This window comes from Gilliamella sp. B3367 (assembly GCF_026536825.1).
Classification (GTDB): Bacteria; Pseudomonadota; Gammaproteobacteria; order Enterobacterales; family Orbaceae; genus Gilliamella; species Gilliamella apicola_E.
In genome coordinates this window covers 366427-391130 of the sequence record NZ_JAFNNJ010000001.1, presented here as the reverse complement: position 1 = coordinate 391130, position 24704 = coordinate 366427, and the positions used below count along the sequence as shown (strand labels likewise).

Sequence of the window (24704 nt, the reverse complement as noted above, 5' to 3'; positions counted from 1 at the left end):
TTTGGATTTTTCTTTCATTTTGTTCTCGAGTGCTATTGCGATATTTTTGAGGACATAGACCAATTCTTTTTTTGAAGATTCGCGAAAAATAAAGTTGATCATCAAATCCGATTGAACGGCTAATTTCTGCGATACTCATATTAGTGGTTTGCAATAACAGTTTTGCACGATTTACCCGTTGCTCTTGTCGCCATTCTCCAATAGACATACCAATCTGGTCTTTAAATATATGAGCAATTCGCGATGTCGACAAACACACTTTCTGCGATACGATATCAAGCGTAAAATTATTTTCATCCAGAGTATCAATTAAATAGTTGCAAACTTGTAGTACTCGGGTATCTATTTTAGGGGGATTAGTGCAAGAAGTCTCTTGTGCGCAACGTATCAAGAATTGCTCTAACATGCTCATAGCTAAATTTTCAGAATATATCGTATTTGATTGCCCTACCTCGACAATTTTTATAAATAGCTGTTCTAGTTCATCTTTTACTTGGGTATTAGGGCGATAAAATCCCGTTTCTTTTAATCGGTTTTCCCAACTTAATAAATATTTCCATGTTGATTTTGGTCTGAAATATACCCAAAAATGAAACCAATTATTCTCATCTTCTTTACGTCCGTATAAATGGGGTTCTTTGGGAGGAAAAAGAACAAAGTCACCGGGATAACAATTAAATGATTCATCATCACGATAAATAGTACCTTGGCCTGCATAAGTGAGGTTAATAATGTAACCATTTAATCCATTAGGACGATCAATGAAAAAATCAAATTTTCCTCCTTTTTCGATCGGTGTTAAACCAGATACAAGATGGACATTAAATGAATAACCAGGTAACAAAGGGTTATTTTGTTGTTTATTGCTCATTTGTCATCACCAATTTTTTGAAACTATTTTATTTTTACATAAAAATTTTTTTTGAATAGTGATAATTGTGAGATCTACATCACAAAACAAATTAGGTGTGCAGAATCGTCTATATTTATAGCAACAACATACCTACTTGTTTTATCGATAATTATTTATTCTTCCAAAAAACTCCATTTAATTAGTCTTTGAGGTGTTAGCGGATGAATAAAAAAATAACCATTGGATTGGATTTTGGTAGTGATTCTGTCAGAGCTTTAGCGGTCGACTGTCAAAATGGGAAAGAGTTAGCTACAGCAGTAGTTTATTACCCACGCTGGTCTAAGGGCCAGTTTTGTGATCCGCAAAAAAATCAGTTCAGGCATCATCCCCTTGATTACATTGAGTCAATGACTCAATCAATACAATCTGTTGTCAATCAACTTAAATCTGATGCACAAAATATAGTTGCTATTGGTGTGGACTCAACAGGTTCTACCCCAGCACCTATTGATGAAAATGGCGATGTGTTAGCTTTAAAACCAGAATTTATGAACAATCCTAATGCAATGTTTATTTTATGGAAAGATCATACCTCGGTACACGAAGCTGAAGAAATTAATAGAGTGTGCAAAACTGAACCATACTCTAAATATTTGGAATATTGTGGTGGAGTTTATTCTTCAGAATGGTTTTGGGCGAAGATTATGCATATTTTTCGTCAAGACAGTGCTGTAAAAAATGCTTCGGCTTCTTGGATTGAACTCTGTGATTGGGTACCCGCTTTACTTTCTGGAACGACAGCGCCAAATGCAATAAAGCGTGGTCGATGCGCTGCCGGTCACAAATGTTTTTGGAGCGAAGAATGGAATGGTTTACCCCCTTATGAGTTTTTTGAAAAACTCGACCCAAGTTTAGTTAATAACTTACCTTATCCTTTATTTGAAAAGACTTATACCGCAAATCATAAAGTGGGCACTATTACCCAAGAGTGGGCAGAAAAATTAGGATTACCAACATCGACCGTAATTTCTGGTGGTGCATTTGATTGTCACATGGGTGCCGTTGGTGCGGGTGCAAAACCTTATACATTAGTTAAAGTAATTGGCACCTCTACCTGCGATATTTTATTGGCAGAACAAAACGTTATAAATAATCGTTCAATTAAAGGCATTTGTGGTCAAGTAGATGGTAGTGTAATACCAAACTTTATAGGTCTTGAAGCCGGGCAATCAGCTTTTGGAGACATCTATGCATGGTATAAAAAACTCTTGTGTTGGCCTCTTGAAAAGTTAGTTTCAATCTCACCAGAATCTCAACCAATAGTGAAGGAGTTAAAACATAAATTATTAAATGATATTGCTCAAGCTTGGGCAGAAAATCCAAATCTAGACACAATCCCTATAACGCTTGATTGGTTTAATGGTAGACGAACCCCTTATGCCAATCAACGAATCAAAGGTGTTATAACCAATTTAACGATTTCAACTGATGCTGCAACATTATTTGGAAGCTTGGTTTTATCAACAGCCTTTGGCGCTAGAGCAATTATGGAATGCTTTATTAATCAAGATGTGCCTGTTAATGAAATTGTCGCTTTAGGAGGAATAGCTAAAAAATCCCCGGTTATTATGCAAGCTTGTGCAGATGTAATGAATAAACCGCTGACCGTTGTGAGTTCAGAACAATGTTGTGCATTAGGTGCAGCAATCTTTGCGGCTGTAGCGGCCAATGTTTACGCCGATATTTCCACCGCTCAAAGTAGCATGTCTAGTAAGCTAGAAACCACCTTTACCCCTGATGAAAACAGGGTCCCTAAATATGAAGAATTATATAGAAAGTATTTAGTTTGGTCAGCATCTAGTGAACCCAACTATAACGCTTAACTTAAAAAATATGAATAAATTATAAAGGAGTCCATTATGTTTGTTTATTCAGAAGCTGAAATTTGGTTTGTTGCAGGTAGTCAACACCTTTATGGGCCAGAATCACTTGAACAAATTAAAAGAAATATTCAAGAGGTAACAGATTATTTTAATCATGAAGCAAATCTACCCGTTAAAATTGTTCTCAAACCACTCGCAACAAAACCTGAGGATATATATAACCTTTGTCAGGAAGTAAATTATTCTTCAAAATGTGTTGGATTAATCACATGGTTACATACATTTTCGCCAGCTAAGATGTGGATTAATGGATTAACTCATCTGCAAAAACCTCTTCTACAACTTCATACTCAATTTAATAAAGTCGTTCCGTGGGATTCAATGGATATGGATTTTATGAATCTTAACCAAACTGCACATGGAGGACGTGAATTTGGTTTTATCGGTTCTCGTATGCGCCAACCTCATTCTCTGGTAACAGGTTACTGGAAAGATAAAGATGTTCATGAGCAAATTGGGAAATGGATGCGAGTTTGTGTGGCAATTAATGCAGAAAAAACCATGAAAATCGTTAGATTTGGTGACAATATGCGCGAAGTTGCTGTAACAGAAGGAAATAAAGTTTCTGCACAAATTAAATTTGGTTACTCAGTCAACACTCATGCAGTTGGTGATTTGGTTTCAGTAATTAACTCAATTGCTGATGGTGATGTCAATCAGCTAATTGATGAATATGAAACACTTTATAAACTTGCTCCCGTCGCCCAAATTGGTGGAGAGAAAAGACAAAACTTAATTGACGCAGCGAGAATCGAATTAGGTATTGAGCAATTCCTTAAACAAGGTAATTATGGCGGATTTACCACAACGTTTGAAGATCTATACGGTATGGCACAATTACCAGGACTTGCTGTCCAACGATTAATGGCTAAAGGTTATGGCTTTGCAGGTGAAGGTGATTGGAAAACCGCAGCATTACTAAGCACAATGAAATTAATGGCCAAAGGACTTCCTGGCGGCACCGCATTCATGGAAGATTATACCTATGATTTTACTGAAGGTAATGAGTTAGTTGTCGGCTCACATATGTTAGAAGTTTGCCCATCTATCATAGATGATGATGTCAAACCTTTACTTGATATTCAACATTTGGGCATTGGTGGTAAAGCCGATCCTGCTCGACTTATTTTTCCTGCAAAACCTGGTTTAGCAATCAATGCCAGTTTAATTGATATTGGTAACCGCTTTAGATTAGTCGCTAATGAACTTGAGACAATCAAGCAACCTTATGCACTACCAAAATTACCTGTAGCATGTGCAGTTTGGAAACCAAAACCATCGTTAAAAGTATCAGCTGAAGCCTGGATTCTTGCTGGAGCAGCACATCATTCTGTTTATACCCAAGCACTTTCTATGGATTATTTTAAACTTTATGCACAACTGCATAAAATTGAACTGTTGGTTATTGACGAAAGTACTCGAATCGATGATTTCAGGAATGAGTTACGTTGGAATGAGATTGCGTATTGTAATCCTTATGCTTGATAAATTTATTTTAGTTCAATGATTGGAAATATTTTTTCCAATTATTATCAAAATTACAGAATAAAGGGAATAAAGAGGTGGATATGAATACGTCTTTAACAACGAATAAAATGGAAATAAATTCTGCAAAAAAAATGACCTTTCTAATCGGCTTTTCAGCTGCAATGGCCGGTCTACTATTCGGTCTAGACATAGGTGTAATTGCAGGAGCTTTACCATTTATTACTATTCAGTTTGAACTAACTACTCAGCTACAAGAGTGGGTAGTGAGTTCAATGATGTTAGGAGCTGCTTTGGGGGCTCTATCCAATGGTTGGTTATCTTTTTATTTAGGTAGAAAATATAGCTTATTAGCGGGCGCCTTATTTTTTATTATAAGTTGCTTTGGATCAGCTTTAGCTCCTAATGTAGAAGTTCTTTTAGTCTGGCGAGTTATTTTGGGGTTTGCTGTTGGTATTGCATCCTATACGGCGCCACTTTATCTTTCTGAAATGGCGCCAGAAAACATTCGCGGTAAGATGATTGCTGCTTACCAACTTTTAGTCACAATTGGTATTTTAGTTGCATTTTTATCAGATACCTATTTTAGCTACACAGGTGATTGGCGAATGATGCTTGGTATCATTTCTATACCTGCAATCATATTGTTTATAGTAGTGATTTTCCTGCCTAATAGTCCTAGGTGGTTGGCATCAAAAGGACGATTAAATGAAACTGAGAAAGTTTTAAAATCAATTCGTAGCGATCCTGTAAAAATTCAACAAGAATTTAATGATATCAAGGATAGTTTACAGGAAAAACAGGAAGGCTGGACACTGTTTAAAGCAAACAAAAATGTACGCAGAACAGTTTATCTTGGTATGGCATTACAAGCGATGCAACAATTTACCGGTATGAATATTATTATGTACTATGCACCAAAAATCTTTAGCCTTGCAGGATTTGAAAGTACCCAGCAACAAATGATTGCTACAATTATTGTTGGTCTTACTTTTGTGTTAGCTACATTTATTGCAATTTTTACTGTTGATAAGTTAGGACGAAAACCAATTCTAAAAGTTGGTTTTGGTATTATGGCTTTAGGTACATTAGTACTAGGTATTTGTTTGCAACTTATCGAAAATGGTAATCCATCATCATTTACATCCTATGCAGCAGTTGGAATGGCAATTATGTGTATTGGTGGTTATGCAATGAGTGCAGCACCAGTGGTGTGGATTTTATGTTCTGAAATTCAACCTTTAAAAAGCCGTGATTTTGGTGTGACTTGTTCAACTGCGACCAATTGGATTTCAAATATGATAATTGGTGCAACATTCCTTACATTATTAAATCATATAGGTGTTGCTCAAACATTTTGGTTATATACCGGCATGAATGTTTTATTTATCTTCATTGTAATTTTCTTTGTACCTGAAACCAAAAATATTTCATTGGAACGTATCGAAAAAAATCTGATGTTAGGTAAAAAACTTCGTCATATTGGAGATGATCATTGAGGTTTATATTAGAACAATTGATATTGTTTTATGTTTATTCCTGATGTTTTATTTATTATCAAACAGGATGTTAATATGTTTACTGAATTAAAAGAACATGTTTTAGCAGCAAATTTATTATTACCTTATTATCAGCTTGTGACATTTACTTGGGGGAATGTATCTGCAATTGACAGAAGTAACGGTGTTATTGCTATCAAACCGTCAGGAGTCGCTTATGATAAGTTGCAAGTGAATGATATTGTTATTGTCGATCTTGATGGTAAAAAAGTCGAAGGTAAACTTAATCCTTCAAGCGACACACAAACGCATATTGAGCTTTATAAGGCTTTTGAACAAATTGGGGGAGTTATTCATACTCATTCAAGAAACGCAACAATTTGGTCTCAAGCAGGGTTAGATATTCCAGCTTTAGGTACAACTCATGCAGATTATTTTTATGGAGATATTCCTTGCACTCGCCAGTTAACACCAACTGAAATAATTAACAATTATGAACTCAATACAGGTAAAGTGATTATTGAAGAGTTTAATAAACGATCCATTGATGTATTGGCAATACCTAGTGTATTGGTATCCGGACATGGTCCTTTTAGTTGGGGAAAAAATGCAGATGATGCTGTTCATAATGCTGTTGTCTTAGAAGAAGTCGCTGCTATGGCATTAGCTACACGCAATCTAAATGTCGGCATAAAAATCCAACAAGAATTATTGGATAAACACTATTTCCGTAAGCATGGACAAAATGCTTATTATGGGCAGGGTTAGATATTTTTGGATAATATCAATCTACTACAAGTAGATAAAAAAAATCAGGCAAACTTTTGCCTGATTTTTTAGAGAGTTAGATTAATCGTCACTATAACCTAAACTACGTAATGCTCGCTCATCATCAGCCCAACCAGCTTTGACTTTAACCCATAATTCTAAATGCACCTTGTTATCAAAGAAAAGTTGCATATCTTTACGGGCTTCAATACCGATTTTTTTGATTTTTTCACCTTTGTTGCCAATGACCATTTTCTTTTGTCCATCGCGTTCAACTAGGATTAAGCCATTAATGCGGTACATGCCAGTACGTTCATCAACTTTAAATTGTTCAATTTCAACCGTAACCGAGTAAGGTAATTCATCACCTAAAAAACGCATTAGTTTTTCTCGGATGATTTCTGAAGCCATAAATCGTTGTGATCGGTCAGTGATATAATCTTCAGGAAAGTGGTGTTCACCAACGGGTAAATGTTTTTTGACAATATCTTTGATGATGTCAATCCCTTCACCTTTTTCTGCACTAATTGGCACAACATCTAAAAAGTTAATTTTTTGACTAATTTCTTGGATATGCGGTAACAGTTGGGTTTTATCTGTTACATTATCAATTTTGTTGATAACTAACAGTATAGGTGCCTTGCAATCTTTGAGTTTGCCTGCAACCATTTCGTCATCTCCAGTCCAGTGGGTTCCTTCCACGACAAAAATAACTAATTCAACATCACCAATTGAACTGCTAGCGGCACGATTCATTAAGCGATTAATCGCTCTTTTTTCTTCAATATGTAAACCGGGTGTATCAATATAGATAATTTGATCATCGCCTTGGGTATCAATTCCGACAATACGGTGACGCGTTGTTTGCGCTTTACGTGAGGTGATTGATACTTTTTGACCAAGTAGTTGGTTTAATAGTGTTGATTTGCCGACATTTGGTCTTCCAACTATGGCAACAAATCCACAATGTTGTTTTGATTCTGTCATTTTATTCCTAATTGGTTTAATGCTTCTTGAGCTGCGGCTTGTTCAGCCTTGCGACGGCTTAAACCTCGCCCTAAGTATTGGTGATCATCGTTTTCAATTTTACATTGAATTAAGAACTCTTGCTCATGATTGTCGCCAGTAACTTCAAGAATTAAATAACATGGTCTTTCATGTCGTATACCTTGCAAATATTCTTGTAAACGTGTCTTAGCATCTTTTTGCTTAATACCAGGTTGAATTTCATCTAAGCGTTTTTGATACCAAGATAAAATTATGCGGCGAATGTTTTCAATTTCACTATCTAGATAAATAGCGCCAATGATAGCTTCTACTGCATCAGAGATAATGGATTCACGGCGAAAACCACCACTTTTTAATTCACCTTGACCTAAAATTAGGTAATCACCTAATTTGAATTCTTTTCCCATTTCAGCAAGTGTCTGTCCACATACTAAACTTGCTCGCATTTGACTAAGATCACCCTCATCTTGCTTGAGAAATCGATGATAAAGTTCATCAGCAATGACAAAACTTAATATCGAATCACCTAAAAATTCAAGGCGTTCATTATGCATTTTATTAGCACTACGATGAGTTAGTGCTAACTGAAGTAAAGATGTGTTTTTAAACTGATATCCAATAGCTTGTTGTAGTTGATTCAAATTTTTCATCACAGTTAGTGGATTCCACCTATACGGCTAAAACGAATTCCTGTTGGCCATTGATCAGGTTGTTTTTCAAAACTGATCCAAATAGTTGTAGCTCGACCAACAAAGTTTTTTTCCGGAACAAAGCCAAAATATCGACTGTCACCGCTGTTATCACGGTTATCACCCATCATAAAATAGTTATCTTGTGGAACAACCCATGTTCCGATCGGTTGACCATTTTGATGATAAAAATAACTTGTATCTTCCATTTTTCCAGGCGTTGTTAGAACATCGTGAGTAATTTCACCTAAGGTTTCTTGTTGAATTTTCATATCTAATGTAATTCTAGAGTTAGAATCAACAATACCTTTGTCTTTATATTGTTCTATTGTATAAAAGCCTGGGTTTTTCCCCATTTCGTTCACTTCTTTCCAATTACTTGGTTGTGGTTGAGTGTAATGTAAATCTAATGGTTCAGAACGCTGACCAACACAATTATTATCGGTTGATTGGCAAGCTGGATAAATGAGAATTTTCTTTTCATTAGACAAATAGACAATTTTATCGCCAGGTAAACCTACAACGCGTTTAATAATATCTATATTAGATCCATTGGGGTGTTTGAAAACCGCAATTTCACCACGTTTTGGATGACCGGTTGAAATTAAGACAGTATTGGTGATCGGATCACGTAATCCATATGAAAACTTTTGAACAGCAATAAAATCACCAACTAATAGTGTTTGCATCATTGACCCAGAAGGAATTTGAAATGGTTCATATATAAATGATCGAATAACAAAAACCACAAAAAGAACAGGGAAAAACGATGCTAAATTTTCAATCCAGCCTTTAGGTTTTCCAACTTCTGCCAAAATTTTACCATCAATTTCACCATTAGCTTGCTTACGAATCTCTTCAACTTTACGTTGTCTAGCAGGTTTCCATCGGTACTTCTCTAAAAACCAAAAGATCGCAGTAATGAATGTTGCTATTGTTAATATGATGGCGAATAAGTTAGCCATTTTTTATCCTCTTTAACTGATTAATCTTTACCAACATGTAGAATAGCTAAAAACGCTTCTTGCGGTAATTCTACATTACCTACTTGTTTCATGCGCTTTTTACCTTCTTTTTGTTTTTGTAAAAGTTTTTTCTTACGACTTACATCACCACCATAGCATTTAGCTAAAACATTTTTACGAAGTTGTTTAACTGTTGAACGAGCTATGACGTGGTTGCCAATTGCAGCTTGAATCGCGATATCAAATTGCTGACGCGGAATAAGATCTTTCATCTTTTCGACTAGTTCACGCCCACGGTATGGTGCATTGTCTTTATGGGTAATGAGTGCTAATGCATCAACACGCTCACCATTAATTAATACATCAAGCCTAACCATGTCAGCGACTTGGAAACGTTTGAAGCTGTAATCTAAAGAGGCATAACCACGTGAAGTTGATTTCAGTTTGTCGAAGAAATCTAAAACAACTTCAGTCATTGGAATTTCGTAAGTTAATGCAACTTGATTACCATGATAAACCATATTGGTTTGTACACCGCGCTTTTCAACACATAGAGTAATTACATTACCTAAATACGTTTGTGGAACTAATATGTTACATTCAGCTATAGGTTCACGAAGTTCTTGAATGTTATTCACTGCAGGTAATTTTGCAGGGCTATCAACATAGATAATTTCATTTTGAGTAGTCAAAACCTCATAAACTACTGTTGGTGCAGTAGTGATTAAATCAAGATTATACTCTCTTTCTAATCGTTCTTGAATGATTTCCATATGCAATAAGCCAAGGAAACCACAACGGAAACCAAATCCTAACGCACCAGAATTTTCAGGTTCATAAAAAAGCGAGGCATCGTTAAGGCTTAGTTTTCCTAATGCATCACGAAATGCTTCGTAATCATCAGAACTGGTTGGAAATAATCCTGCATATACTTGAGGTTTAACTTTTTTAAATCCTGGTAGTGGCTTGTCTGCTGGAGATTTTGCTAAAGTTAACGTGTCCCCTACAGGTGCTCCTAATATATCTTTGATTGCACAAACAACCCAACCTACTTCACCACAATGCAAGCAGTCTTTATCTATTTGTTTTGGAGTAAAGATCCCTAGGCGATCAACATTATAAGTCATTCCTGTACTCATAACTTTGATTTTATCACCTTTATTTAACTCACCATTCTTGATACGAATTAGTGATACAACACCTAAATAGTTATCAAACCATGAATCAATAATTAGTGCTTGTAGTGGTGCATTCGAATCACCTTCTGGCGCAGGGATATCATGAACGAGTTGTTCAAGCACATCAACCACACCTACTCCGGTTTTAGCCGAGCATCTTACTGCATTGCTAGCATCAATACCAACAATGTCTTCAATCTCTTCTGCCACTCTTTCAGGTTCGGCTGCCGGTAAGTCGATTTTATTAAGTACTGGTACAACCTCAAGGTCCATATCAAGTGCTGTATAACAGTTTGCAAGAGTTTGCGCTTCAACACCTTGCCCTGCATCAACAACAAGTAATGCACCTTCACATGCAGCAAGTGAACGAGAAACTTCATATGAAAAATCCACATGTCCTGGTGTATCGATGAAGTTTAGCTGATATGTTTGGCCATCTTTAGCATGATAATCTAAAGTAACACTTTGTGCTTTAATTGTAATACCACGTTCACGTTCCAGATCCATTGAGTCTAAAACTTGAGCTTCCATTTCACGATCAGAAAGTCCTCCACAGATTTGGATAATACGATCAGAAAGCGTTGATTTACCATGGTCAATATGAGCAATAATTGAAAAATTGCGGATATTTTTATTCATATCAATAAGTTATATTTTAGTTATGTACTGTTAATTATCGTTAGTGTTATTGGCTATAAATAACAAGTCAAATAATCACGAAAATAGAAGCAAACATTCTACACATTAATGGTCAGTAAGCATAGTGTTATCGAGAGGTTTACGGCGATTTCTCAACAATATTTTGGGCAATTCTTTCAATTGTCCCTTCAGGTAAATTACCAATAATAATAATATTTTTGTTACCCAGATTAGTTGAGAATATTGTTCTTCCGCCCTGCTGAATAAGTTGATTAGGTTGACTTGCTTGCTCTAAAGAGACATTCACTGTAAAAGAAAATACGCCATCAGAAAACAATTTAGTTGCAATATCAGAACTATAAAAATTGACATTATACGCCGCTATTTCTTTAAATCCTTTTGGCAACCATGCTAAGCGCCAAGCATCAAGTAAATTATTCTGTTTTTCAATTGATAATAAAATTGGGTAAGTTCGATTATCAATATAATTTTTGAATTTTTTAACATCGAAATCAACATCGATATCAACAACTTTTAATTGATTAACAATGTCATTATCATCATCAATTAAGTCTATTCGTAATGGTAAGAAAGTCTCATCATCGATCCATATAACATAGCTATAGCGATCTTTGTCTTTTGCAATTATTTTAACTAATTGAGCACCACGATTTGCCGTTCTAGTTTTACCTAATAAAATAAAATCATAAATATTCGCTAATGAATTAAAGTCATTATAAATTACATCAGGAAATGCCTCTGTTATGCGAGAACTAGCAATCGAAAATGAAGGGCTATCAGGTTGAAAATAACTGGTGGTGTTGTTATGCAAGATAATCTCTTTTGCTGGACCTTCAAGATAAAGCAATTGCGCATTAATATTTTCTTTTTTAGCTGCGCCTAAGTGATTATATTCAAAAGTTGAGCCAAATTGTTCTCTATCTTGTGATACAAAATGAATTTGATAATCATTGATTTGCACCGCTTTACTCATTTTATTTAATAAATTTAACGCTTCATTTGTTTCTGTTGCCATGGTTGAGGCAGAAAACAATATAAAAAACAGAGTAATAATAAAATTATTACTCTGTTTTAGCTTTATTTTTATTAAAGAAAATAGAAAATTCATTTTTATTTAACGGGCATTTAACCTTTTTTGTAATTCATAATCTTGAACGAGCAATCTAATTTTATCGTATTGTCTTTTTTCAAGTAATTGCTTGTCATTATGTTGTATTCCACCAACAGGAGCTACATTAACACCCATAGGAACAGTATTAAGCGTTGGAGCACCACTGGCATCGTCCGATTGACCTTGATGATATTGAACACCAGCAATAATTGCTAATGTAACACAAGCAGCAAGTCCAACTTGGCTAACTTTAGCCACAACATCTTTAATTCGCACCCAAAATAGATTTTCAGCTTTAGGAATTGAAATCTCATCTTGAGAAGGTTGCTCTGTTAATTGTGGGTATAAATCATCATCCGCAATCGCCATAGCAACTTGATTGCTAATATCTAATGTTAATGAACTACCGTGCAATTCTCCTCGCATTGCTTCTCTTGCGATATGATAGCGATGCCAGCAGGATTGCAAACTTTCATCATGGCTAACGACATCAACAAAGTTATCGTCTGTAAACTCACCATCCATCAATAATGAAAGTTGCTGCTTCTGTTCTATTTGCATAGTAGATACCTTAATTTCTTGCTACCTATTTTAATTTGTTCAAACCACTAACTAATTAATGGTTTTATTTTTTCATCAATAGCATCACGTGCTCTAAAAATACGTGATCTCACAGTTCCGACTGGTGTACCCATAATTTCAGCTATTTCCTCATAACTTAATCCATCAATTTCACGTAGTGTGATGGCGGTTCTTAAATCATCAGGTAATGCTTCAATTGCTTCAAATACTACTCTTTCAACTTCTTTAGAAAGAACTAAACTTTCAGGGTTATCGACATCTCTTAATGAGTCTGCACCTTCGTAACTTTCCGCTTCACTTGCATCAATATCCGAAGATGGTGGTCGTCTGCCTTGCGAAGTTAAGTAATTCTTTGCAGTATTAACCGCGATTCGATACAACCAAGTATAAAAAATACTTTCACCTTTAAAAGAGCTTAATGAACGATAAGCTTTAATAAAAGTTTCTTGCACAACATCAGGTATTTCAGAAGGTAAAACATAACGTGATACCAAATGAGCTAGCTTATTTTGATAACGTACCACAAGTAAATTAAACGCATTTTTATCTCCGTTTAAAACGCGATCTACTAAAACTTGGTCTGTTATTTGCTCCCCCATTAAAGGCCATCCCTCATTATATTATCACTATTAGTGTGGCCCAAAATTGTGCACTCTAACAGTTAGATTCATAAATTTAAAAAAAGTTCCCATTATTTTAATAGAAATTTCATTTTCATTGCTAATTCTTTTATTTTTTATCATGTTGCATACTAAAAAAGTACGTTCCTCAACTTTTTTTAATATACTTTTTGAACAAAATTAATTAAGTAAGAAGATTTCGCGTTCACCAGCATCGTTATATGTAATTTGGTAAAATTGCGGTAAATTAAAATTAACAGAGCTACTGGTGGTAAACGTAAAGCGGTCATCAGATAATACATAAAAATCATTAATATCCTTGACCATGTTCTCTTTGGTACCGTTACAATTACGGTAAATTTCGATCTGATTATGCTCGTTTAAAATGTATAAATCAAATCCATTTGCGGTATCTTCAAAAAAGAATTGAATAATACCTTCATAAGCGACGCTATCTATCTCTTTAGGTAATTCATTACTTTCATCTAAAATATTTAGCGGTCTACCTTGAACTTTGTTGTTTGATACTGCACCATAAAAATCGATAGCATTTTCAAATTGATGGAATGACACGCCAAACCGTTCGAAGAATAGATACCAAGACGCCCCATCAATTCTCAATGGCTTAACTTGTGTTGAATTATTTTTAGTTGTCGATAATCTCAAATCAACACAATTGTACATCAGCCTTTTCATTTGATTTTTAATTTCATTACTTAGCTGGTTACTATAACAAAAAATTTCGACCGAATTAGGTAAATCAGCATCTTTGTGCATACGATTGAGTAAAGCTTTTATAGCTTCTAGCACGCACAAAGTACCACTAAAATGCAAGACCCGAATTTCATTCCATGAATTACGATAAAGCAAATCAATTGAGCTAACCAAACTTAATTCTTGCTTACCATAGTTTAGAACATTAGTGCTGATTTCATCTTCTAACTTTAAATTAACCGTTGGATCGTTTTCTAAATTCAATATGATTGCTAAATGGCGTATTTCACACGGACCATATAATTGTTCTTCTGTTGCTGTTGGAACATCAATTGGAAAGTAATTTTTCAGATCTTCAATCAGTTTGGTGATTTTTTTGTTATCACGGTCATCACCATCATAATAGTAAAATTGAGTTGAATCTGAAATCAAACCATTAAAGTAACACCAACCAACTAATTTGACTAAGTATTTACTATATTCTAGATATTGATGTCCAACAATCGAATTGAGTTTAGGTTTTTGGTTATAAACATACCAACCAGCTCGGTTAATCCGGTCTTCTTTAACATGGATAAAAGTTAAAACATCTTCCTGTAAATTATCAGAAATATTTAATTTCAATGTAGAGATTTTACCAGGAAGAACTTCAAAAGAGGCATATAATTTGCGAGTCAGTATTGCTAGATCTTGTGGGCTAATCAATGAATCTAAATTGTTACGACGGCCAAAATTGAGCAAATTTCGATAACCCGTCATCATAGTATGTAGTAATATTTCGTGTATTTCACGAACTTGTTCTATTTTCCAAGTTTTACTAGCATCTAATTTTTCCAATAATGATTGTTGCCACCCCCAATTTTGCACAAATTCATTTAATATGTCACGTCGCCATGACGATGAATTAGCTTTTTGTGACAATTTTTCATTCACTTTTAAATAAAAGCAATGTCTAACTAATTCCAGTCGTTGAAAATCTCTAATCTTTGTTAAATAGTTTGAGATCCTATCCAATAACATCGAGTATGAATCAAGATAGTGATGGGAATGGATTTCTCCTTTTTGAATTAATTCACGCATATCAAACGCGATAGGCCTATTTTTTGGATAGATCGAAGAATAAGCTTCAAGTAATAATGTTTTTAATACTGCTTTGAATGGTGAATCGATACTTTTATACAGTTGCCATAAACTTGCACCAAAGTACTCTTCAGCAGATAAACCCGTCAAAGGTCCAAAATCAATCCATTCTTCGCGTTTGATGATATTCGATACAACTAATGCCTGGACACATTTTTCATAGGTTGGATAAGTGACGTCATTGACTGTAAAATCAGAAGGAATCGCAAACCATAACAGTCGTTTACCTGCTAAAAGGTTGGCTGAACGGTAGAATTCTTCGAGTAGTAATATGTGCTGTGCAGATCCACAGTTTTCCCCCATTAGACATTCATGATGTTGGTTAATAAACCGATCGACGTCAACAACAAATAAAGTAAGTTTAATGCCGAGATCTTCAGCCCAAGTTTCTATTAATCTGCATTTCTTTATTAATGCTTGCTTTTTAACATCAGATAAACTATTTTCGATACAGATCCATATATCAAGATCTGATGAGGTAGATTGCCCGATGGAACATGTGCTACCCATTGAATATAATGCTGAAATATTGGCGTGATTTTTTTTATTTACCTCACTGAAATTGAACTCATTTTTTAACTGTTCAACAATTTCATTGGATGGTTGATAATACGCAATACCTAATGGAGTCTCTTCGCCCGCATAACCTGGCAGATTGGGATGGTTAAAATGAAAAAGAACTGGCAATAATGAAAAGACACACTGAAATTCCAGAGACATACCACTTTGAGCACGTTCGTGTTTTAGTATTGCAAGATCATCAAGTTCTTTTTTTATATTATTTATATCGTATTGCATAGCATTATTCAGGTGAAACAGATGTACTATTGACGAACAATTTCTCCAATAATTTTCTATTATAGCGTAAAAAGAATGTAAATTTACAAATAAATGAAATAAATATTATGATCACCCTAGAAAAAATATCACAATCTTTGAAAAATACCAAAAACCAATTTCAATTCATGAATAAAGCTGCCGTGTTAATCCCTATTATCACTATTGAAAACCAATTGCACCTGCTTTTTCAGGTACGTTCAAAAAAACTTAAATGGCAACCAGGGGATATTTGTTTTCCTGGAGGACGAGTTGAGTTATCGGATATCAGCCCTGAATATACCGCCAAACGTGAAACTTTCGAGGAGTTGGGTATTACGCTTGATCAAATTACCCTATTAGGACAATTACCTAAATTTTATGCCTCATTAGGCATGATAATTTATCCTTTTGTTGCAAAAATTGAGCATGTAGATAAATTGGATAATTTACAAATTAATCATGATGAAGTTGAGTCGGTTTTTACGGTTCCATTAGAATGGTTTATTGAGCATTCCCCCAAAAAAGCAACTATGTTTGTTGGCTTTAAACCTGATGATAATTTCCCTTTTGAATTAGTTCCAAATCGCACAGCAAATTGGCAAAAGAAATCGCAACATGATGTACACTTTTATCAGTATGGTGATTATGTCATTTGGGGATTAACTGCACAGATAATTAATTGTTTTATAAGCACCATAAATATAAATGCTTAGCTATAATATGATGATTTATTACAAAAATAATATTATTTAATATCGTAATATTTCTTTAGCATAAAATGCTTAAAAATATATTCTTTACAAAAATTTAAAGTGATACCTACACAAATATTCTAATTGATATATACTATTTAACGGTTATTTTTCTTTTCCACAATTTCCACATTGTTTTATCTAGCTGTTTGAAAGAATTAGTAAAAGATAGATCCCGAGAGCGTTTTTCGTTTTCATACTCTCATGCAATACCCTCATAGAATAAGCGTTACAGATTGTTTTTTTATTTTTATAACATAAATACAAAGGACATTATTATGAAACGTTATAATAAATCATCTATTGCATTAGCTTTACTATTATCTCTACCTATTGCCAATATTTATGCGGCTTTACCATTAACAGCAGAAGAAAGTAATAACTTAATTCCCTTCAAAGAAATCTCTGTAACCGGTAGCTACTTACAAGCACAAAATGCAGCAGATGATATATCAAAAGCTGCAGACGAAGTTGGTGCTAAATATTATCATATAACTGGTATTGAACAACCTTCTACAGGCACATCAACTGATCGTGCAATTGTTTATGCCGATGTTTATAAATCAAATGCACCTATTGCGGTAAGCAAAGAAGAAGTTACTCACAACGGTGTTGTGCTTTATCCTCGTTCAAAAGCCCTTTATTATTTACCATTTGCAGTCGTAAAATTTAAAGGCGATTATAATAACACTTCTGAAATTTTAGATGCAGCGAGTAAAATCGCTTCTGAAAAAGATGCCTATGCGTTTTATGTTTACTCAATTATTGCTGATGATGTAAAAAATCGTGAACAAGATGTTGATGTTGCATTATACAAAAAAGAGGCGCCAGTTCGTGACTTTATCATTTCTAAAGCAATCGCAGGCCAAGATGCTTATGAAATTACGAGCGAAGCATTCAAAATCATGAAGCCATATAAAACAATCGTTTTCCATGGAACATTTAATAATACCAGCGAAGTTAGCGCAGCAGCACAAAAATATGCTATCGCTAACGATGCACACTTCTACTATGTAAAAGAAATATCAAATAACCGTGCTGAAACAGCGCAAACTGTTTATGTAAATTTATATAGATAATCATTTTTTCAAGGCTGTCCATGCGTAAAAACTCTTTTTTCCGCATGGATAGTTTTTATTCAATTTTTGCATGTCAGTAATAAAAAATATCTTTATCAATAAATTAATTTTCCCACATTTTTAACATTGAAATAAGTATCAACTTAATTGAAACGTAATGATTGTATCTTTCTATTAAATTTAAGAATTAAAAGGTAAGGTAACATGATGTTATTGAAAGGATTTAAATTTAAAAAGTTTTCTCAATTTTCAATAAGGTTTATTGTTTTATTAACAAGTTCGATATTTTTAATGAGTAATTTAGCTTTTGCACTGGTAGCAGTCACAGCACAATCTATTAATGGCAATCGCCCATATTTTATCGATCCTGATGCGGTTGGTGTTAATGGTTCCCGAGAGTATGATCAACAAAACTTCCAATATTTTGGGATAAAATTCCAATCTCAGGTTTTTACGGGAATCAATGACCTAAATCGTCAACTAAAAAATATCAATTTCCCTCAAGTTGATCCCAATGCCACCACACCTAATCAATTAATGACATCGTTAAAATCTAATTATGGTCTTGACGGTACAATGATACCTTTTTCCATGTCTAATCCAGTTGACAGTCAATTAGTTGCTGATGATGATGGAGATAGTATAACTCAAATAACCCCACCCGATGGGGGATTTAAAATAGATTGGTTCTATCGCTATGATAATAAATCCTATTTATTACTTGAATCAGATAGAAACAGAACTTTTTGTGAGTTGGCAAGATTAGGTTGGAGTCCTTATATTAGAATTTCAGGCTCTATTGCTTTAGTAACGCAATATGGTGTTCCAAATTATAAAGTTTATCCAGGAGCTAAAAAAGATTTTTTGATTTACAATGCAATCAAACCAACTGTTTGTGCCAATCGTCCATCAATTGTGCATTCATTCCTCTTCGAAAATCGGGATTATACTGGTGATTGGGTCTATTTAACTTGGGGGGATGCTAATCAACACGTTATTGATTCTGGTTTCGTCAATAAAGTAAGTTCTGGTGGGTTTCCAACAACGGGATTTGATCAAGCCCGATTCCTTATGTTTATAGCTGGAGCACCATTTGATTTATCGACGATAACATCATCAAATAGTTCAAAAGGCGTGAATATAGAAATAAACCAAATTACTGTTGGCGATATAGATAGTCATCTAATTAATACAGGGCTTCAAGTAAAATTGACAGGTGAAGCAACGGATGTAAATCCTACCTTTACCATAAAATCTGATGGCGAAGATATATACACGTTTACGATTAAGAAATGGTTCACATCGCCAAGCCAAGATGTTTACCATTACAACCAAAGCGCAAGTGTTTGCAATGGTAAATATGTTGTTCCTACTATTGAGGATTTGACCAATAGCGACCAAAACCTTATAACCAATGGCCCATGTAAGTCAGATAATAATTCTGATAACTGTTTGGCTATTACAACTAATCACTATTATCGTAGGATTGGTAATAGCCTTCTAGGAGAATGGGGTAATATAACAAACGAAGGAAAACTTTATCACCACACCTACCCGGGTAACCATTTTCCTAAAGGTCATCTATATTGGACATCTGATGAACGAGATGCTACCAACCAATATACTGTTGGTACGACTATAGGAGCGATTGAGTGGCAACCAAAAAATAATGAATTATATTTCGTCTGTGTACTTAAATAATAATTGTTCTAATCATTGCGCTTGTAGATTAAAGTGCGATGATTATTACTTTTAAGTTTGACTGCACATTAATTCATTTCTCGACAGCAAACTAAACTATTAAGTTAGGTCTTAATGGCTGGGGTACCAGGATTCGAACCTGGGCATGGCGGGATCAAAACCCGCTGCCTTACCGCTTGGCTATACCCCAATTATAAAGGAGAAAAGATATCTGGTACGGGTAGTGAGATTTGAACTCGCACACCTTTCGGAACTAGAATCTGAATCTAGCGCGTCTACCAATTCCGCCATACCCGTGAAAAGGAATAACTAAGAATGTAAAAAGCAAAACAGATTAGTTAATAGATATCAAAATTTGCAGATTGGAATGGCTGGGGTACCAGGATTCGAACCTGGGCGTGGCGGGATCAAAACCCGCTGCCTTACCGCTTGGCTATACCCCAATAAAGGATAGATATTAAGATTAAATGGTGCGGGTGAAGGGACTTGAACCCCCACGCCTCGCGGCGCCAGAACCTAAATCTGGTGCGTCTACCAATTTCGCCACACCCGCATAATATACTTTCGGTTAAAGTATAACTTAATCTTAATGGTGGCTACGACGGGATTCGAACCTGTGACCCCATCATTATGAGTGATGTGCTCTAACCAACTGAGCTACGTAGCCATTTCATTCGCAACGTCATAACCAACACTGCGAGGCGCATTATGCTTGTGTTACGGCAAATCGTCAACCCTTTTTTTTAGATATTTTGAAAAAAAGTGACAATTGATTAAGATGCAATCAAATACCGTTTAATAACGCTTCAATTCGCCTTTTTTGTAACTCATCTTGAATCAACTTTCCTTTATAACCTTCAGCAATAATATTTTGAACATTAACGCCATGAGCTAATTTATATGCCCTTTCTAGGTACTTTGCTTGTGGAAATGATTCTGTTTTAGCATAAGATTGGCTAGCAATAATTAATTGATTAAGATGATGAGGATTACGCCAAACATCTATTCGATTGAATAAATCAATAATTTGTTCAGCTGTTAATTGTGTCACGTTTTCAACTTTAAGACGGTATTGCTGCACCATTATCGCTAATTTTGTATATTGATTTGGTGCTTTAATTTGTGAACAAAGTTTCTCTGCTTCAGTTGCTAATTCACCAAATAATACTGCAAAACGAACCGTTAAATCATCGGTTAATAAAGTAGATTTCTTTAATGCATCTGCAACAGTATTAGAAAGAATTAATGATGGAAATAATATCGCCAAAGCACCACATTGTTTTAACACTTGAAAATAAACTTGTGGATCGGCACTTGCTAATGCCTTCTCGGTCTCTTTCCAAACACGCTCTGGAGTAAGAGTATTTATTTCTCCAGCTAAAACCATTTCTTCCATTAACTTTTGTGTTTCAGATGCGATTCTAAAACCTAAATGATAATAACGAGCAGCAAATCGAGCAACTCGTAACACTCGTAAAGGATCTTCTCTAAACGCAGGGGAAACATGACGCAATAATTTAAGTTTGATATCATCAATACCATGATAAGGATCGACAAGATTACCATCTTCATCCATGGCGATAGCATTAATAGTCAGGTCTCGGCGGATAAGATCTTGCTCTAAGGTAATATCCTTACTAAAGTCACAAATAAATCCAGTATAGCCTTTACCCGATTTTCGCTCGGTTCGAGCTAAGGCATATTCTTCTTTTGTTATGGGATGTAAAAAGACTGGGAAGTCTTTACCAACTTGTTGATAACCTAGAGCTAAAAGCTCATCGGGTGTAGAACCAACTACAACCCAATCTCGATCAACAAGAGGAAGATGTAATAATCTATCTCGAACAGAACCGCCAACAAGATAGAATTTGCTCATTTAGCGCATCCAGCGATCTTTTTTGCGGCGACCCGGCATAATAGCTGGCAAAATTAAACCTAATAGGAATCCACCACCAGCTACTAAGCCACCATAAGTAAACCAAGTAACAATAAGGTCTCGTCGCTTGTCATCAACTTGATTTAGCATTGATTCAAGTTTAGTGTCTTGTGATTTATTGATTTGTTCTAATTCTTTATTTCTAGCTTGTAGGCTTTCAATTGTTTGTTCGGCTTGTTTTAATTTTTCGGAATAATCATTGATAGCATTTTGTCTATACTGCTCTGCGTTATCAACCTTATCTTTATATTCCGCAAGTTTTGACTCTAACGTTGGGACAAGTACTTTAAGGCTAGGTTGATCTTTTAGTTTATTTGATTCAATCCAAGCCGAGCTACCGTTAGGAAGTTGTATCCGGGTGTATTTACCGTCAGCGCTTTTCTCTAGTTCTGCAACTTTTTCCCCTGCTTTAACAGCATTCGAATAGGCATATTGAGAACCTGGACCGCGGCGAAGATAAATATCAACATTTTCAGTCACATATTTATCTGCTGCTTCAACACTAAAAACCAGCGTAATTAAAGAAAATAAAGTAATAATATTTTTCATAATATTTTAAAATTTCACCCATGATTAAAAATCATAATAACACAAAATACTGCCTTTTCGCACAACCATTTGCAATAAAAATTGCTTAATTAACCATTTTAGAAAAATAAAATGGAAACGATTACATTAATTGAGATCTTAATCACAAAATTAAAAATTAATCATATTAATTAATGAAAATTATTATTATTCTATATCGGAAAAGTGATTAACCTTTGGAGAGAATATGAATTGCCATCTTAGAACCCGCGATATAGATATTATCTTACGCACCCAACCTTATGCTGAACTCTGCTATTTTGGTAAACGATTACAAAACGTAAATCTTGATGATATCGATATGCTTATACCTGCCGTACCCAATTCACGTATTGATATCGATGTCCCGTTCACCCTTTGTCCTGAGGAAGGAGTAGGAAACTTTAGCACTCCAGGACTAGAAGGTCATCGAAATAGTAAAGATTGGTCACCAGTTTTTGTTACCAAAAAAGTAACCAAGAAAAAAAATGATATAACTATAATTAGTGAAGATAGTATTGCAAAACTTCGTTTGACTAGTAAGCTGATTTTAGACGAAACCGGTGTATTACAATGTCAAAATAGTCTGACTAATCTAGGTAAAGAACCATATCAAGTCAACCGTTTATCTGTAACATTACCAATTCCTGAACGTGCACAAGAATTAATGGCATTTAGTGGTCGTTGGATTAAAGAGTTCTTCCCTCACAGAACAAAAATCGAACATTGTGGATACCTGCAAGAAAACCGCCGTGGTCGTACTTCACACGAATACTTTCCGGGTATGGTAGTTGGTACCGATGGATTTAAAGAACAAACTGGTGAAGTTTGGGGTATCCATTTAGGTTGGAGTGGTAATCATCGTATCCAAGTTGCAGTGAAAAGTAATGGTAAGCGCTTCATCCAAGCCGAAGCGCTTTATCTTGCTGGAGAAATATCATTAGCTAAAGGTGAAACTTTAAGTACTCCTTGGCTTTATGCAACCTATAGTAATGAAGGCTTAAATAAGATGAGCCAGCATTTCCATCAATTTTTACGCCAAAATATTATTCATTTCGCAAGCGATAAACCTCGTCCTGTCCATCTTAATACTTGGGAAGGAATCTTCTTCGATCACAACCCAGATTACATCATGAAAATGGCGACAAAAGCAGCACAACTGGGTGTTGAACGTTTTATCATTGATGATGGTTGGTTTGGCAAACGTGATGATGATTATCAAGCATTAGGCGATTGGTATTTAGATAAACGCAAATATCCAAAAGGACTTGAACCAGTTATCAAACATGTAAAAAAACAAGGAATGGAATTTGGTATCTGGGTTGAGCCAGAAATGATCAGTAAAAACTCTGATCTTTATCGAGCACATCCTGATTGGTTACTTGAATTACCTGGCTACAATCAACCTGAAGGCCGTCATCAATACTTACTTGATTTACAAAATCCAGCGGTATTTGATTATCTACTCGAAAGATTAAATTGGTTACTCAGTAGTTATGATATTGACTATATTAAATGGGATATGAATAGAGAAATTGTTCAGGCAGGCCACGAAGGTCACCCAGCTGTAGTTGGACAAACTAATGCGGTTTATCGTTTAATGGATATTCTGCAAGAAAAATATCCTAATGTTGAAATTGAATCATGTTCTTCTGGTGGTGGTCGTATAGATTTTGAAGTGTTAAAACGTACTCAACGTTTTTGGGCCTCAGATTCAAATGATGCATTAGATAGACAAATCATACAACGAGGTATGAGCTACTTCTTCCCACCTGAGGTAATGGGTGCTCATATCGGTGGCAAAACTTGTCACACCACCTATCGTGAATTAGATATGAATTTACGAGGTTTAACAGCATTATTTGGACATATGGGTGTTGAGCTCGATCCAGTGAAAGAATCGGCAGAAGAACAAAAAGGTTTTACTCATTATATCCGTTTACATAAACAGCTACGCCCATTATTGCATAGTGGTAATAGTGTTCGTTTAGATGTTGATGATAGCGCAGCTATGCAAAGCTATGGTGTGGTCAGTCAGGATAAAAAAGAAGCAGCATTTATTATAGCGCAATTGGCATTACCGACTTATGCATTAAGTGGTAACTTACGCTTAGTTGGATTATTAGCTGATAAGCAATACAAAATCGAAATTCTAGATCTACCTGATCACATTGATCCGAAAGTAAATGGTCACGCCATGAAATCATTTCCAAAATGGATGACAACAGATACCACACTGTCAGGAGATTGGTTAATGAATATCGGCTTACCATTACCTGTACTCGATCCTGCTACCGCAATGTTAATAAAAGTTACGGCAAAATAGCACGAACTGGTTAAAATTTAACTAATTTGAGGGGAATTTAGTCAATTAATCATTCCCCTTATTAATAAATTACAACTGAAACGATTCAGGCGTCAATACTTTGTTGGCAAAGCCAAAATTTTGCTTTATTATCATACATTAAGTCATAAAAGTGAGCAGATATCTGTATCAGCTATTTAAGATAAGTAAGAACGTATTCTGTAATATTTCATAACTTCATTATGAATCATTTTTGGCTTAGTTATTAACAGTTCTACTTAACTTGATACCAACACCAAACTAATAATAAACTTTAAAAAAGTTACGGTA

The 24704-nt window shown here is 35.0% G+C and carries 18 protein-coding genes, 5 tRNA genes and 1 pseudogene; 8 read left to right on the top strand and 16 right to left on the bottom strand.

The features are described from left to right. Positions 1 to 25: 25 nt before the first annotated feature. Positions 26 to 871 (bottom strand): annotated as a pseudogene (gene araC, locus J3U23_RS01705) (arabinose operon transcriptional regulator AraC); the annotation flags it as partial. 203 nt (positions 872 to 1074) lie between these two features. Here araC and J3U23_RS01700 point away from each other — a divergent pair. The 4 genes from J3U23_RS01700 to J3U23_RS01685 all read left to right on the top strand — a co-directional run bounded on the left by J3U23_RS01700 (position 1075) and on the right by J3U23_RS01685 (position 6548). Then, complete coding sequence (locus tag J3U23_RS01700; RefSeq protein ID WP_065734318.1) at positions 1075 to 2736, top strand: ribulokinase; 1662 nt, start codon at positions 1075 to 1077, stop codon at positions 2734 to 2736. 36 nt (positions 2737 to 2772) lie between these two features. Then, positions 2773 to 4281, top strand: a complete 1509-nt coding sequence (gene araA / locus J3U23_RS01695) for an L-arabinose isomerase (protein WP_267338260.1) — start codon at positions 2773 to 2775, stop codon at positions 4279 to 4281. Between the two features lie 83 nt (positions 4282 to 4364). Beyond that, on the top strand, positions 4365 to 5780 hold the full coding sequence (locus J3U23_RS01690) for a sugar porter family MFS transporter (RefSeq protein WP_065734316.1): 1416 nt from the start codon (positions 4365 to 4367) through the stop codon (positions 5778 to 5780). A 75-nt stretch (positions 5781 to 5855) separates the two neighbouring features. Next, positions 5856 to 6548 carry an L-ribulose-5-phosphate 4-epimerase gene (locus J3U23_RS01685; RefSeq protein WP_267338259.1) on the top strand — a complete coding sequence of 231 codons (693 nt, stop codon included), beginning with the start codon at positions 5856 to 5858 and terminating at the stop codon, positions 6546 to 6548. A gap of 81 nt (positions 6549 to 6629) precedes the next feature. Here the strand turns inward: J3U23_RS01685 and era are convergent, their stop codons facing one another. The 8 genes from era to J3U23_RS01645 form a co-directional block, all read right to left on the bottom strand. Further along, positions 6630 to 7535, bottom strand: coding sequence for a GTPase Era (gene era / locus J3U23_RS01680; RefSeq protein ID WP_267338258.1), 906 nt, complete (start codon positions 7533 to 7535; stop codon positions 6630 to 6632). Next, positions 7532 to 8209 (bottom strand): ribonuclease III, encoded by a 678-nt coding sequence (gene rnc / locus J3U23_RS01675; protein WP_370632544.1) that lies wholly within the window; start codon positions 8207 to 8209, stop codon positions 7532 to 7534. Before rnc ends, era begins: the two co-directional genes overlap by 4 nt. 2 nt (positions 8210 to 8211) lie before the next feature. Then, positions 8212 to 9210, bottom strand: coding sequence for a signal peptidase I (gene lepB, locus J3U23_RS01670; RefSeq protein ID WP_267338257.1), 999 nt, complete (start codon positions 9208 to 9210; stop codon positions 8212 to 8214). Between the two features lie 20 nt (positions 9211 to 9230). Beyond that, positions 9231 to 11027: a translation elongation factor 4 gene (gene lepA / locus J3U23_RS01665; protein ID WP_065562181.1), complete on the bottom strand. Its 1797-nt coding sequence runs from the start codon at positions 11025 to 11027 to the stop codon at positions 9231 to 9233. A 139-nt stretch (positions 11028 to 11166) separates the two neighbouring features. Beyond that, positions 11167 to 12063 (bottom strand): MucB/RseB C-terminal domain-containing protein, encoded by an 897-nt coding sequence (locus J3U23_RS01660; protein WP_065734314.1) that lies wholly within the window; start codon positions 12061 to 12063, stop codon positions 11167 to 11169. Positions 12064 to 12162: 99 nt separating this feature from the next. Continuing rightward, positions 12163 to 12720: an RseA family anti-sigma factor gene (locus J3U23_RS01655; protein WP_065562183.1), complete on the bottom strand. Its 558-nt coding sequence runs from the start codon at positions 12718 to 12720 to the stop codon at positions 12163 to 12165. 47 nt (positions 12721 to 12767) lie between these two features. Beyond that, the gene (gene rpoE / locus J3U23_RS01650; protein ID WP_065562184.1) at positions 12768 to 13340 is read right to left on the bottom strand and encodes an RNA polymerase sigma factor RpoE; all 573 of its coding nucleotides are present in this window, start codon (positions 13338 to 13340) and stop codon (positions 12768 to 12770) included. A gap of 201 nt (positions 13341 to 13541) precedes the next feature. After that, entirely contained in the window at positions 13542 to 16013 is a 2472-nt protein-coding gene (locus J3U23_RS01645; protein WP_267338256.1) for a class I adenylate cyclase, read from the bottom strand. A gap of 107 nt (positions 16014 to 16120) precedes the next feature. Here J3U23_RS01645 and J3U23_RS01640 point away from each other — a divergent pair, with 107 nt between their 5' ends. From J3U23_RS01640 to J3U23_RS01630, 3 genes are all read left to right on the top strand, one after another. Then, positions 16121 to 16747: an NUDIX hydrolase gene (locus J3U23_RS01640; protein ID WP_065562186.1), complete on the top strand. Its 627-nt coding sequence runs from the start codon at positions 16121 to 16123 to the stop codon at positions 16745 to 16747. A 317-nt stretch (positions 16748 to 17064) separates the two neighbouring features. Continuing rightward, positions 17065 to 17865, top strand: a complete 801-nt coding sequence (locus tag J3U23_RS01635) for a YdgH/BhsA/McbA-like domain containing protein (protein ID WP_065734310.1) — start codon at positions 17065 to 17067, stop codon at positions 17863 to 17865. Positions 17866 to 18156: 291 nt separating this feature from the next. Continuing rightward, positions 18157 to 19566 (top strand): hypothetical protein, encoded by a 1410-nt coding sequence (locus J3U23_RS01630; protein WP_141677476.1) that lies wholly within the window; start codon positions 18157 to 18159, stop codon positions 19564 to 19566. A gap of 115 nt (positions 19567 to 19681) precedes the next feature. Here the strand turns inward: J3U23_RS01630 and J3U23_RS01625 are convergent. The 7 genes from J3U23_RS01625 to J3U23_RS01595 form a co-directional block, all read right to left on the bottom strand. Continuing rightward, positions 19682 to 19756: transfer RNA gene (locus J3U23_RS01625), tRNA-Gln, on the bottom strand. A gap of 22 nt (positions 19757 to 19778) precedes the next feature. Then, positions 19779 to 19863: transfer RNA gene (locus tag J3U23_RS01620), tRNA-Leu, on the bottom strand. Between the two features lie 71 nt (positions 19864 to 19934). Beyond that, positions 19935 to 20009 (bottom strand) — tRNA-Gln (locus tag J3U23_RS01615). A gap of 25 nt (positions 20010 to 20034) precedes the next feature. Continuing rightward, positions 20035 to 20119: transfer RNA gene (locus J3U23_RS01610), tRNA-Leu, on the bottom strand. 37 nt (positions 20120 to 20156) lie between these two features. Then, a tRNA-Met gene (locus J3U23_RS01605) sits at positions 20157 to 20233 on the bottom strand. 117 nt (positions 20234 to 20350) lie between these two features. Then, a complete protein-coding gene (locus tag J3U23_RS01600; protein ID WP_065734308.1) occupies positions 20351 to 21442 on the bottom strand; it encodes a hypothetical protein in 1092 nt (363 codons plus the stop codon). Then, positions 21443 to 22051 (bottom strand): TIGR04211 family SH3 domain-containing protein, encoded by a 609-nt coding sequence (locus tag J3U23_RS01595; protein WP_267336779.1) that lies wholly within the window; start codon positions 22049 to 22051, stop codon positions 21443 to 21445. It lies immediately after the preceding gene. Between the two features lie 226 nt (positions 22052 to 22277). On the opposite strand from J3U23_RS01595, the gene J3U23_RS01590 reads away from it, so the two are divergent. Further along, positions 22278 to 24395: an alpha-galactosidase gene (locus tag J3U23_RS01590; protein ID WP_267338255.1), complete on the top strand. Its 2118-nt coding sequence runs from the start codon at positions 22278 to 22280 to the stop codon at positions 24393 to 24395. Positions 24396 to 24704 lie beyond the last annotated feature (309 nt).